This is a genomic window from Pseudomonas sp. PDM03, from assembly GCF_014852385.1.
GTDB classification, from domain to species: domain Bacteria; phylum Pseudomonadota; class Gammaproteobacteria; order Pseudomonadales; family Pseudomonadaceae; genus Aquipseudomonas; species Aquipseudomonas migulae.
Genome location: NZ_JACVBM010000033.1, coordinates 31,930 through 43,950, shown reverse-complemented (window position 1 = coordinate 43,950; position 12,021 = coordinate 31,930). Strand labels below are relative to the sequence as shown.

General features: G+C 61.3%; 11 protein-coding genes. 4 read left to right on the top strand and 7 right to left on the bottom strand.

The window, feature by feature from the left end; translation table 11 throughout:
* Positions 1 to 287 precede the first annotated feature (287 nt).
* Positions 288 to 623: a hypothetical protein gene (locus tag IB254_RS28540; protein WP_008033343.1), complete on the top strand. Its 336-nt coding sequence runs from the start codon at positions 288 to 290 to the stop codon at positions 621 to 623.
* Positions 624 to 674: 51 nt separating this feature from the next.
* Here IB254_RS28540 and IB254_RS28535 read toward each other — a convergent pair whose 3' ends face one another.
* The 6 genes from IB254_RS28535 to IB254_RS28510 form a co-directional block, all read right to left on the bottom strand.
* Entirely contained in the window at positions 675 to 1,094 is a 420-nt protein-coding gene (locus IB254_RS28535) for an organic hydroperoxide resistance protein (RefSeq protein WP_192420760.1), read from the bottom strand.
* Positions 1,095 to 1,321: 227 nt separating this feature from the next.
* Positions 1,322 to 2,878: an amino acid permease gene (locus tag IB254_RS28530; protein ID WP_192420758.1), complete on the bottom strand. Its 1,557-nt coding sequence runs from the start codon at positions 2,876 to 2,878 to the stop codon at positions 1,322 to 1,324.
* 108 nt (positions 2,879 to 2,986) lie between these two features.
* On the bottom strand, positions 2,987 to 4,147 hold the full coding sequence (locus tag IB254_RS28525) for an iron-containing alcohol dehydrogenase (protein ID WP_192228780.1): 1,161 nt from the start codon (positions 4,145 to 4,147) through the stop codon (positions 2,987 to 2,989).
* Positions 4,148 to 4,150: 3 nt separating this feature from the next.
* A complete protein-coding gene (locus IB254_RS28520; protein ID WP_192420756.1) occupies positions 4,151 to 5,542 on the bottom strand; it encodes an aldehyde dehydrogenase family protein in 1,392 nt (463 codons plus the stop codon).
* Between the two features lie 7 nt (positions 5,543 to 5,549).
* Positions 5,550 to 6,923 carry a glutamine synthetase family protein gene (locus IB254_RS28515; protein ID WP_192420754.1) on the bottom strand — a complete coding sequence of 458 codons (1,374 nt, stop codon included), beginning with the start codon at positions 6,921 to 6,923 and terminating at the stop codon, positions 5,550 to 5,552.
* Positions 6,924 to 7,082: 159 nt separating this feature from the next.
* Complete coding sequence (locus IB254_RS28510) at positions 7,083 to 7,568, bottom strand: adenosine-specific kinase (RefSeq protein WP_008033334.1); 486 nt, start codon at positions 7,566 to 7,568, stop codon at positions 7,083 to 7,085.
* Positions 7,569 to 7,753: 185 nt separating this feature from the next.
* Here IB254_RS28510 and IB254_RS28505 point away from each other — a divergent pair, with 185 nt between their 5' ends.
* From IB254_RS28505 to IB254_RS28495, 3 genes are all read left to right on the top strand, one after another.
* On the top strand, positions 7,754 to 8,143 hold the full coding sequence (locus tag IB254_RS28505) for a c-type cytochrome (protein WP_192420752.1): 390 nt from the start codon (positions 7,754 to 7,756) through the stop codon (positions 8,141 to 8,143).
* A gap of 103 nt (positions 8,144 to 8,246) precedes the next feature.
* Complete coding sequence (locus IB254_RS28500) at positions 8,247 to 8,954, top strand: TetR/AcrR family transcriptional regulator (protein WP_008033332.1); 708 nt, start codon at positions 8,247 to 8,249, stop codon at positions 8,952 to 8,954.
* The gene (locus IB254_RS28495) at positions 8,944 to 9,720 is read left to right on the top strand and encodes a pyrroline-5-carboxylate reductase family protein (RefSeq protein ID WP_192420750.1); all 777 of its coding nucleotides are present in this window, start codon (positions 8,944 to 8,946) and stop codon (positions 9,718 to 9,720) included. The genes IB254_RS28500 and IB254_RS28495 overlap by 11 nt, the downstream gene beginning before the upstream one ends.
* A gap of 44 nt (positions 9,721 to 9,764) precedes the next feature.
* Here IB254_RS28495 and IB254_RS28490 read toward each other — a convergent pair whose 3' ends face one another.
* A complete protein-coding gene (locus tag IB254_RS28490) occupies positions 9,765 to 11,801 on the bottom strand; it encodes an NADH:flavin oxidoreductase (protein ID WP_192420764.1) in 2,037 nt (678 codons plus the stop codon).
* Positions 11,802 to 12,021 lie beyond the last annotated feature (220 nt).

Genomic DNA, 12,021 nt, shown 5'->3' with positions numbered 1-12,021 from the left:
TCGCCATCGCCAGCAAGCCGGCTCCTACAGGTGTGGCGTGAACCTACAATCCCCAACACGCTCGAATCCGTAGGAGCCAGGCTTGCCGGCGATGGCGTCCGTGAAATCGCCATCGCCAGCAAGCCGGCTCCTACAGGTTTTGGGTGAACCCGTCATCCCGAACACCCCGCGACCGTAGGCGCCAGGTTTGCCGTGGAGGGCGGACTGATACTAATTGGCCATCATTTTCGGTAGAGTGTGCGCCGCCCGAGAGACGGATCCCGGGCGTTTACCCAAGGAGTCATTCAGTGAATCACCTCAGCAAAGTTGTTGCCGTTACCCTGTTCGGCCTGGTTCTGGCGGGTTGCACCGGCGCCCCGATGAAGACTCAGCAATACGATGCAAGCCAATACACGGTGGTTGGCCACAGTGAAGCGAGCGCCACGGGGCTGATGCTGTTCGGCGTCATCCCGATTCGCCAGAACAGCCGTTTTGTTCGCGCGCAAGACGCGGCGATCAAGGCCAAGGGCGGCGATGCACTGATCAACACCCAAGTGCAGGAAAACTGGTTCTGGGCCTGGGTCCTGAGCGGTTACACCACCAAGGTTTCCGGTGATGTGATCAAGCTGAAAAACGTTCAGTAAGCGATCGCCAGTGCAGCCTGCCGCAATGGCAGGCCGCGCTTGTCGTCCCGGTCAGATCAGGTTGATCACGACATCGATGTTGCCACGGGTCGCCTTCGAATACGGGCAGGTCTGGTGCGCGGCATCCACCACCGACCGTGCAACTGCCGGGTCCAGGCCGGGAAGGCTGACGTTGAGGCGCGCCTGCAGGAAAAAGGCGTTTTCGGTCTTGCCCAGGTCTATTTCGGTATCGACAGACACGTCAGTCGGCAAGGTCACTTTCAACGCGATGGCTGCCTTGCCAATGGCGCCGATGAAGCAGGCCGACCAACCAGCGCCCAGCAGTTGTTCAGGGTTGGTACCGCTGCCGGAAGAGCCAGGGGCGCTAAGCTTGACGTCCAGACGGCCATCGTCGCTGCGCGACTCGCCATTGCGGCCTCCGGTTGTGTGGGTCTTGCCGGTGTAAAGCACGGTGTCGATTTGATTGATCATGGCGGTTCCTGCTGAGGTTGGTGGGCGCTTCTAAATCGCTGTTCATCGGAAAACATCTGAATTTCCGATGTGGCCCACTTTTCCACTTCCATGTAATGCGGATGTGTCTTGAACCGGCGCTTGTGTATCGCCGTGTAAGATCACCCCGCAAAAATACACACTGATACAAATCGAACACCAGGAACCCCTTTAGGAGCGAGACCGGCTCGCTCCTGCAGGTAAAGCCTTCACGCCTGCTTGTTCAGCGCCGCCTCCGCCGCCGCGATTTCCGCCTGGCGCTTGATGATCAAATCACCCATCGGCGGCCCCTGAAAGCGCCGCGCTTCAAAACCGAACCAGACGATGGCCGTCAGCACCAGGAAGCCGATGGTGATGTACAGCGCCCAATCGTTCGGTGGCTGGATGCCGATGATGAAGATCACCACCATCGAGAGCACCGAGAGCACGGCGAACAAGGAGTAAAAAGCGTGCCCCATGTTCCACGGCCCCATGGTTGGCCACTTCGAGGTTCCGTAGGCGAACAGGCCCAGCACGATGGGAATGATGAAAGAGAAAAACAGGAAGATCACCGTGCAGGAGACCACGATGGTGTAGACCGGCGTTGCCCCGATCGAGATCACCGACGAGCCCCAGTCGAACAAGACCGCCAGGGTCGCGCCGGTCCAGATGGCTGCCACCGGGCTGCGATATTTCGGCGAGACCGAGGCCAGTGCTTTCGAGCAGGGCAGGCCACCGTCGCGGGAGAACGCGAAGATCATGCGCGACACCGAGGTCACGGTCGCCAGCCCGCAGAGAAACTGCGAGATGAAAATCGCCACGTACAGCGCGAATTTCACGTTAGGGCTCACCTGGGCGTTCATGCCCCAGAAGAACACGTTCCAGCCTTGTTTCGCCGCTTCGTCCATGTTCGGCAGCATCAGCACGAACGAACAGAGCATCACCCAACCGAACAGCAACGACCAGATCACGGACATGACCATGCCGCGTGGCACCGACATCGCGGCATTGCGGGTCTCTTCGGAGGTGTGCGCCGAGGCGTCATAACCGGTGATGGTGTAGATCGGCAACAGCAGGCCGAGCATGAACACCCAGCTGTTCGACACCTGTGGCCAGACACTGCCGCCGGCTTCACCGGAATAGTTGCCGAAAGTCCACAACCGGGCGAACTCATAGCTGGGTGCGGAGATCAGGCAGACGATGGTCAGCGCGAGCGCCGTGGCGAAAATCAGGTAGCCCGAGAAGTCGGTGAGTTTCGCGGTCAGGCCGATGCCAAGATGGTTGCACAAGGCCTGGATGCCGGTCAGGATCGCCAGGAAAATCACCCTCACGGTGGTGGTGTCTTCCATTCCCAGCGCCGGTCCGAAGGCCCCGAAAAAGAAGTAATAGGTGCCGACGTTGATCGCGCCGAGCACCGTGACCAGTCCCAGCAGATTGAACCAGGCCGTCAGCCAGCCAGTGAAGCGGTTGCCGAGTATCGAGCCCCAGTGATAGAGACCGCCAGCGGTGGGGTAGGCCGAAGAAATCTGCGCCATGGCCAGCGCAAACACCCCGGAGATCAGGCAACCGATGGGCCAGCCGATGCCAATCGCCGCACCCCCTGCGCCCGAGGTGCCCTGGGCCAGTGAGTTGATGCCGCCTGAAAGGATGCAGATGATCGAAAAGGAAATCGCGAAGTTGGAGAAAACGCCCATTCGTCGCGAGAGTTGCTGGGCGTAGCCCATGCTGTGCAGCACCTTGACGTCCTCGTCGTGCGCGTCGGTGCCGGGCTGGCTTGCTGGGTTCATGCTGTGTACCCCATCAGGTTTTGATTCAATCCATTGGCGTGTGCGCAATGGGCTGGCCTTCAACACCTTGTCGTACTGCTCCTTTTTCCAACCGATACTGCTCTGGATCTAAACGCGGCCGTGATAAGCCGCGTCGAAAATGCTGGCCACACCGATCTTGGTCAATGGCAGGGGATTGCCGCTGGCCGAGGGATCGACAATCGCCATGTCCGCGATCAGGTCGGCCTGCCGGTCATCCACGCCCAACTCAACCAGCGTATGCGGCACGCCGATGTCTTTGCGCAGCTTGAGCACGAAGGCCAGAAAACTGTCGAAGCCGGGGGAGGGCAGGCGCAGATAAGCCGCGAGGCGGATGATGCGTTCCTCGATGGCCGGACGATTGAACTGCAACACATACGGCATGAACGTGGCATTGGTCATGCCGTGATGGGTGTCGTACAGCGCGCCCACCGGATGCGAGAGCGCGTGCATTCCACCGAGGCCTTTCTGGAACGCGGTGGCGCCCATCGCGGCGGCGGCGAGCATGTGTGCGCGCGCTTCAAGGTCCGAAGGTGTATGGACGGCGCGCACCAGCGCGTTGGCCACCAGGCGCATGCCTTCCACCGCAATGCCGTCGGCCAGCGGGTGAAATCCGGGAGCGCAGTACGCCTCCAGGCAATGGGCGAACGCATCCATGCCGGTGCCGGCGGTGACTTTTGCCGGCATGCCCACGGTGAGTGCCGGATCGCTGATGACCACGCGCGGCATCATTTTCGGGTGGAAGATGATGCGTTTGGTGTGCGTGCGCTCGTCGATGATCACTGCCGCACGGCCAACTTCAGAGCCAGTGCCTGCGGTAGTTGGCACGGCAATCACCGGGGCGATGTGGCTGTCGTCGGCTCGGGTCCAATAGTCGCCGATGTCTTCAAAATCCCACACCGGTCGGGTCTGGCCGCTCATGAACGCGATGAGCTTGCCCATGTCCAGGCCGCTGCCACCGCCGAAGGCGACCACGCCATCGTGCTGGCCGGTGCGCCAGGCTTCGAGCCCTCCGGCCAGGTTGGCCTCGACCGGATTGGGCTTGAGGTCACAAAACAGCGCGACGCCAAGGCCGGCGGCGCGCAACGCATCCACCGCCGCCGTGGTGATCGCCGCACGCCCCAGGCCGCTGTCGGTGACCAGCAACGGGCGTTGGATACCCTGGCTGCGGCAGATCTCGGCCAGCTCGGCGATGCGCCCGACACCGAAGCGAATGCTGGTGGGGTAGTTCCAGTTTCCAGTCAGGTTCATGGCCTACACCTCGTGGCGCAGATGAAAGGATTTGGCGCGGGTCAGGTGCTCGTAGCCCAGGCGCGACAGGGTGACGCCGCGTCCGCTGTTCTTGACTCCGGTCCAGGCCAGCGCCGGGTCGAGGTAATCGCAGCGGTTCATGAATACGGTGCCGGTGGCGATCTCGTTGCCGAGGCGTTCGGCGGCGGCGAGGTCCTCGGTCCAGATCGACGCGCTGAGTCCGAACTCACTGTCGTTCATCAAGGCGATGGCTTCTTCGTCGCCAGTCACCGGCATGATGCCGACCACAGGGCCGAAGCTTTCGTCGCGCATCACCGACATTTCATGAGTGACGTCCACCAGTACCTGCGGCGCCATATAGGCGCTGCCTGGTGCGTCGGCGGGAAACGCCTTCGGATCGATCAGTGCCTTGGCGCCCTCGGCCAGCGCGTCGGCAATCTGTCCGCGAACAAAGTCTGCGGCGGCCGGCGAGACCATCGGACCCAGCGTGGTGGCTTCGTCCAGCGGGTTGCCCAACACGTACTGGCGAGTCAGATCGGCGAAGCGCTCGACGAAGGCGGGATAGATTTTCTGGTCCACATAGATGCGCTCGACCGCGCAGCAGCTTTGCCCGGAGTTGAAGAAGCTGCCGTCCACCAGGTTTTCCACGGCGTATTCGAGATTGGCGTCGGCGCGAACGTAGGCCGGGTCTTTGCCGCCGAGCTCCAGGCCCATGCCGATGAAATCCGTGATGGCTGCTTGTTGGACTTGCAGGCCAGCGTCCACCGAACCCGTGAAGTTCACCTGTTGTACGTCGCCGGTGACGATGGCTACTGCGGTACTGGCATGACTGAGCAGCAGGTTCTGGAACAACCCTTCAGGCAGATTGGCCCGGCGAAAAGCTTCAGCGAAACGCTCGCCGACCAGCAGGGTTTGCGAGGCGTGTTTGAGGATCACGCTGTTGCCCGCCATCAACGCCGGAATAATCGTGTTGACGGCGGTCAGATAGGGGTAATTCCACGGGGCGATCACGAGCACCGTACCTAGCGGCTCGCGTTTGATGTAACGCCGAAAACCCGCGACTGGTGCGGGCTCAACGGCTGCAAGCGCTTCGGGCGCAATAGCGATCATGTGCCGGGCCCGCTCTTCGAAACCGCGCAGCTCGCCAGCGCCATAACGCACCGGTCGACCCATTTGCCAGGCCAGCTCCGGCACGATTTCATCTTTCATGGCGAGCATCGCGTCCACAGCGGCACTGCAAAAAGTTGCGCGCTCGCTCAGTGGTCGGCGCTTCCATTGCGCCTGGGCAGTTGCAGCCGCCTCAAGCGCCTGAAGGAGCCGGGCCGTATCTATTTGTTGGCGCTCGACGTACACCCGGCCATCGACCGGAGAAATAAGCTGAATCTTCGCAGTCATGGTGTGCTCAATAGCGCTCGAAGCCGCGCTGCAGTTCCCAGTCGGTGATCCGCCGGTCGTACTCTTTCTGCTCCCACTCGGCGGTGTGCACGTAGTGATCGACCACCTCATCGCCGAACGCCTCGCGCAACATGCTCGACCCCTTGAGGGCGGAGCAGGCATCGCGCAGGGTTTTCGAGACTTCCGGCAAATGCTCATCGAGGTAGGCATCGCCCTCGAACGGCGCGGCGAGTTCGAGCTTCTCGTCGATCCCGGCCAGGCCCGCCGCGATCAGCGCGGCGAAGGCCAGATAAGGGTTGAGGTCGGCGCCGCCGATGCGGCATTCGATGCGGATGGATTTGCTGCCTTCGGCACACAAGCGAAAGCCGGCGGTGCGATTGTCGCGGCTCCACACCGCCCGTGTCGGCGCGAAAGTGCCGGCCTGGAAGCGCTTGTACGAGTTGATGTAGGGCGCCAGAAAGCAGGTGATGTCGTTGGCGTATTTGAGCTGCCCGGCTACCCACTGACGCATCAGTTTCGACATGCCGAATTCTGCCTTGGCGTCGAAGAACATCGGTTTTTTAGCGTTCTTGTCCCACAGCGAATTATGGATATGGCTGCTGGACCCGGCGGCGTCATAACGCCACTTGGCCATGAACGTGATCGCCTTGCCTTGCAGCTGCGCGATCTCTTTGCAGGCGTGCTTGATGATGACGTGGTGGTCGGCCATGGTCAGGGCATCGGCGTAACGAATGTTGATTTCTTCCTGGCCGGGGCCCCATTCACCCTTGGAGTTCTCCACGGGAATGCCCGACGCTTGCAGATGCTTGCGAATCGCCCGCAGCACCGGTTCCTCGCGGGTGGTCTGGAGGATGTTGTAATCCTCGATGTAATGCCCGGCGGTTTTCGGTTGGTGATAGTTGCGCTGGTGGATCGCCTCGTAGCTCTCATCGAACAGGTAGAACTCCAGTTCCGAAGCGAACATGCCGGTGTAGCCCCGTTCACGCAGGCGTTCGACCTGTTTTTTCAGAATTGCCCGCGGGCTGTGGGGCAAGTCCTTGCGATGGTGATGATCGAGCACATCGCAGAGCACCAGCGCCGTGCATTCCAGCCAGGGCACGCGCCGCAGCGTGGACATGTCCGGTTTCAGGACGAAGTCGCCATAGCCTTTGCTCCAACTGGCTGCGGCGTAACCCGGCACCGGTTCCATGTCGATGTCGTCGGCCAGCAGGTAATTGCAGCAGTGGGTTTCTTCGTGGCCGCTGTCGATAAAAAACTCGACCTGGAAGCGCTTGCCGACCAGGCGTCCCTGCATGTCGACCATGCAGACCAATACGGTATCGATTTCGCCAGCGGCAGCCGCGCGCTTGAGTGCATCAAAGCTGAGGAGGGGCTCGGTCATCACGTCAATCCTGCGTGAAAGGGTTGGGCCTGTCTGAGATAGCTGTTGCAGACGCTCTCCAGAACAACCAAAACCCTGCAGAATCGAGCATCGTGAGCAATAAGCTGATCCAAGCTTAGCCTACTGTTGAAAACTGCAAGTCCTTATGAGCCGCTAAATTCACAGCTTGTAGCCAATCTGCCGCAACAGGTTTTTGCGCCACAGAATGTCTTCGTCACCTTCAATTTCCTTGGCGCAGAAGCCATCGACTACACCCAGAATCGCGCGTCCCTGTGCTGTCTCGGCGAGCACCACTTCAGTGGGGTTGGCGGTTGCGCAAAAGATCCGGCACACCTCTGGAACCGTCTTGACCGTGTTCAATATGTTCAGCGGGTAGAAGCCGTCACCCAGGAAGATGATGAAGCTGTGCCCGGCGCCGATGGCTTGGGCATTGCTCTGGGCCAGTTCGATCATGGCGGGATCGGTGCCGGACCAGCGCACCAGGCATTTGCCCGAGGCTTCGCAAAAAGCCACGCCGAAACGGATGCCCGGCACTGCGTTGATCAACGCTTCGTGAATGTCCTCGACGGATTTGATGAAGTGGGTCTGGCCCAGAATGAAATTCGTGTCTTGCGGCTTGTCGATTTTCTGCGTGATGAGTTGCATCTCGAACACCTCCTTTCACGACGGTGTTGCCAGGGGCTGGCAACCGTTCAAGTCTCACGATTCATTTTAGGAGATTCGCGCCCAGGCCGACGCTTGAGCGACCGGCGCACGTCGGGTGGCGGTAATCGGGTAAGGTAGGCGCGAAAATGCACCGGGTGCGCCGATGGACTTCACTGGAACCGAACATGATGAAAGCTGTAACCCTCACCTTCGTCCTTTCACTGACCGCAGGGGCATTTTGCACGCCGGCGGCAGCGGCGGGGGATGCTGAGGCCGGGGCGAAACTGTTCACGCGGATCTGCGGCGGCTGCCATCAAGTGGGCGAGTCGGCGCGGGGCGGCTTCGGCCCGCAACTCAACGGCATTTTCGGCCGTCCCTCGGGAAGCGTGACGGACTACCAGTACTCCGACGCGATGAAATCCGCCGGCATTGTCTGGACGCGCGAGACACTGACGGCTTACCTCGAAGCGCCGAAGAAAGTGGTGCCCGGCACCCGGATGATTTTCTGGGGGCTCAGCGATCCGCAGAAGATCGAGGATGTGCTGGCGTACTTGCAGACGTTTCAGCCGAAGTAATCGAATGCGTCGTTGAAATGTACGTCGATGTACATTTTGTGTACGCACGAGGGCGTGCAGCGTAGAGTGGAGCGACATTTTCAGAACACGGTGGTACCCGAGGATGTCGCAGACAGGAAAGACACGGACCAAGGCACAGGACGCCGGCTGGCGCGGCTCGGTCAATGGCTGGCTGGACGCCGCCTACGATGCCCTCAAGGAATCCGGCGTGGACGCGGTGCGCGTGATGCCGCTGGCCAAGCGGCTGAACTTGTCGCGCACCAGTTTCTATTGGTTCTATGAGGATCGCGAGCAACTGCTGGCGGCGCTCCTGACCCGCTGGCGCGACAAGAACACCGGCGGGCTGATCAGCCAGTGCGAGAGTTACGCCGAAAGCATTTCCGAAGCCATCCTCAACGTTTTCGAATGCTGGGTGAACCCCGAGCTGTTCGACTCGCAGTTCGAGTTTGCCGTGCGCAGTTGGGCGTTGCAGTCCGCCGAGGTGGCCGACGAAATCGCCGCGGCTGACGAGGCGCGGATCAATGCCCTGGCCGGCATGTTTCGCCGATTCGGCTACGAGACCGACGCCGCCGATGCGCGGGCCAGGACGATCTACCTGACGCAGATCGGCTACATCTCGATGAAAACCACTGAGGACATCGTCGTGCGTTTCCGGCGCATTCCGCAGTACGTCACGGTGTTTACCGGCAAGGCACCGAAGCGTCGCGAGCTCGACCGTTTTTTTGGCAAGTTCGGCTACGCGGAAAAAGAGCCGGGTGTTTTCGTGTCGCTGGTCGACACCTTCGAGGAGGCGACGCCCGATGCCGAATAGAACCCTGGGCATCATCGGCGGCACCGGCTGGTTGGGCCGTGCAATCGCTGATGCGGTGCTGGAAAGCGGCTTCATCGCTGCCGATTGCCTGCTGATTTCGAACCGTTCCGGCAGCAGCACGTTCGGGCCAGACGTGCGGGTACTGGCGGATAACCAGGCGTTGGTTGAGCTTAGCGACGTCGTGGTGTTGTCGATCCGCCCGGAGCAATTTCGTGAACTGCAGATCGACGCCCGGGGCAAACGGGTGATTTCACTGATGGCCGGTGTTCCGGCGGCGACCATCAGCGCCGCCACCGGTGCGCAGGTCGTGGTGCGGGCCATGCCGAATGCGGCCGTGGAAATCCGTCAGTCATTCACCCCTTGGTACAACGCCGGTGAGTTGAGCGAACAGGACCGCGAGTGGGTGCAACGATTTTTTGAATGCGTCGGTTCGGCGGACGAAGTGCCCAATGAGGATTGCATCGATTACCTCAGTGCACTGTCCGGCACCGGACCCGCTTTCCCGGCCATGCTTTACAGGGCGCTGGTTGAATCGGCGGTGGTCGCGGGGATTCCCGAGGCGATCGCACAACGTGCCGCGCACGGCGTGGTGGTGGGTGGCGGTCAGCTACTGGCCAGCCGCGATCCCCTGCAAATGATCGACGCCCTCATGGCTTATCGCGGTGTGACGGCAGCGGCGTTGCAGTCGATGGCTGATCAACATATCGACGCCATCGTGGGCCAGGCTGTACAGGCCGGTGCGGCTGTCGCCCGACGCGGGATGTAAAAAAAGAGGGAGCAAAAGCTCCCTCGATTGATGTTTGGCGGGGCTCAGATTTCCTTCACCAACCGCAAGGCATCGTAGATCGCCGCATGCGTGTTGCGGGCCGCCACGGCGTCACCGATCCTGAACAGCTGGAAACGCCCTTGAGGGTTGGTGACGATGTGCTGCGCGTGACCGGCAATCAGGTCGTGCTGTTCCACCGCGCCGCCATTGCTGGAGTGAGGGCGAAGATCGAAATACAGGTCGTCCAGCGGCAGCGTGCCGTGGTTGACCACGACCTGATCGACGACACGTTGCTTGTTGACCTTGCCGTAGTCGCTGCCGAAGGTCGCGACCAGCTTGCCATCGCGCTTTTCCACCGACTCGACGCGGTACGTGACGGTAAAAGTGACGTCGAGGTCTTGCAGGCTGCGCATGTAGGGCACCAGGTTCATCGCCATCACTTCCGGCGCAAATGCACGGTCGGGCGTGACGATCTCCACGGTCGCGCCGCTTTGTGCGATGACTTCGGCAGCCTGCAAGGCGGCATGGTCGCCTGCATCATCGAAAATCAGCACGTTGCGGCCAGGTTTGATGTCGCCGGAAATAATGTCCCAGGTCGACACCACCAGTTCGTTGCCTCGGGCAAGCACCTCGGTGTCGGGCAGGCCTCCGGTCGCGACGATGACCACGTCCGGCTCGTGGGCCAACACGGTGTCGGCTTCCGCCCAGGTGTTGAAGTGAAACTTCACGCCAAGGCGCTCGCACTGCGCCATTCGCCAGTCGATGATGCCGATCATTTCGCGGCGGCGTTCGTTCAGGGACGTCAGCCGGATCTGCCCGCCGGGCCGGTCCGCCGCCTCCAGCACGGTGACGTCATGGCCACGTTCGCCCGCGACACGCGCCGCTTCCAGCCCGGCGGGGCCGGTGCCGATGATCAGCACTTTGCGTTGGTGCGCCGCCTTGGGAATCTCGTGGGGCATGGTGGTTTCGCGACCGGTCGCCGCGTTGTGAATGCAGTAGGCGGCGCCGCCCTGGTAGATCCGGTCCAGGCAATAGTTCGCGCCCACGCAAGGGCGGATGTCTTCTTCGCGCTTCTCGATGATCTTGCGCACGATATGCGGATCGGTCATGTGCGCACGGGTCATGCCCACCATGTCGACCTTGCCCGAGGCAATCGCGTAGCGCGCCGTGGCGACGTCGGGAATCTTCGCCGCGTGGAAGGTCGGGAAACCCGTCGAGGCGCGGATCTCACCGGCGAAATCAAGGTGCGGTGAGTTGCGCATGCCCTGGATCGGGATGACATCAGTCAGGCCCGCGTCGGTGTCGATATGGCCGCGCACCACGTTGAGGAAATCGACCAGCCCGCTGTCCTTGAGCATGTGGGACACCTGCATCCCTTCACTGGCGTTGAAGCCGCCCGGCAGCGTTTCGTCGCCGGTGTAGCGCACACCCAGCAGGAAATCTTCGCCGACGCGCTGGCGAATCCCGCGCAGGATGTCGAAGGTAAAGCGCATGCGGTTTTCCAGCGAGCCGCCATAAGGGCCGTCGAGATCGTTGGTCAGCGGCGACCAGAACTGATCCATCAAATGCCCGTAGGCCTGCAATTCGAGGCCGTCCATGCCGGCGGCCTGCATGCGTTCGGCCGCGTCCACGTAGTCCTTGATGATCCGCTCGATGTCCCAGTCTTCCATCTTCTTGGGGAACGAGCGGTGCGACGCTTCGCGACGGTGCGAAGGCGAGACCACGGGCAGCCAGTCGGCCTTGTCCCAGCGAGTGCGCCGGCCCAGGTGGGTCAACTGGATCATGACGGCGGCGCCATGTTCGTGGCATTCATCGGTCAGGTCCTTGAGCCAACCGACCACTTCGTCCTTGTAGGCCAGCACGTTGTTGAACACTGGCGGGCTGTCCCGGGAGACCGCCGCCGAGCCCGCCGTCATGGTCAGGGCAACCCCGGCCTTGGCGCGCTCGACGTGGTAGGCGCGATAGAGCGCCTGGGGCATGCCGTCGATAGGGTAGGCCGGCTCGTGCGCCGTGGTCATGATCCGGTTTCTGAGGGTCAGGTGCTTGATCTTGTAGGGTTGCAGCAAGGGATCGCTGGACATCGTGGTGCGCTCCAAAGTGGGCTTCATCAGGCTCGGCGACTTGAAATTAGGATAAATGTACATAGGTGTCAATTGTTCATGACACACGTGTACATTTTTCTTGCGCAACATAAAAGTCACCGATAAGATCAGGCTCGAAAGGGTGCAGCGGAGCGACAGTCGTGCCCGGCACGATGTGAAAAGGGATTGCGAGGGATTCGGTGGAGAAGGGCTGTGCTGC

Coding starts and splice junctions, on each gene's coding strand:
- IB254_RS28520 (WP_192420756.1), bottom strand. CDS start 5,542: ATGACTGCGAAGATTCAGCTTATTTCTCCGGTCGATGGCCGGGTGTAC.
- IB254_RS28510 (WP_008033334.1), bottom strand. CDS start 7,568: ATGCAACTCATCACGCAGAAAATCGACAAGCCGCAAGACACGAATTTC.
- IB254_RS28505 (WP_192420752.1), top strand. CDS start 7,754: ATGATGAAAGCTGTAACCCTCACCTTCGTCCTTTCACTGACCGCAGGG.
- IB254_RS28490 (WP_192420764.1), bottom strand. CDS start 11,801: ATGTCCAGCGATCCCTTGCTGCAACCCTACAAGATCAAGCACCTGACC.
- IB254_RS28530 (WP_192420758.1), bottom strand. CDS start 2,878: ATGAACCCAGCAAGCCAGCCCGGCACCGACGCGCACGACGAGGACGTC.
- IB254_RS28525 (WP_192228780.1), bottom strand. CDS start 4,147: ATGAACCTGACTGGAAACTGGAACTACCCCACCAGCATTCGCTTCGGT.
- IB254_RS28500 (WP_008033332.1), top strand. CDS start 8,247: ATGTCGCAGACAGGAAAGACACGGACCAAGGCACAGGACGCCGGCTGG.
- IB254_RS28535 (WP_192420760.1), bottom strand. CDS start 1,094: ATGATCAATCAAATCGACACCGTGCTTTACACCGGCAAGACCCACACA.
- IB254_RS28495 (WP_192420750.1), top strand. CDS start 8,944: ATGCCGAATAGAACCCTGGGCATCATCGGCGGCACCGGCTGGTTGGGC.
- IB254_RS28515 (WP_192420754.1), bottom strand. CDS start 6,923: ATGACCGAGCCCCTCCTCAGCTTTGATGCACTCAAGCGCGCGGCTGCC.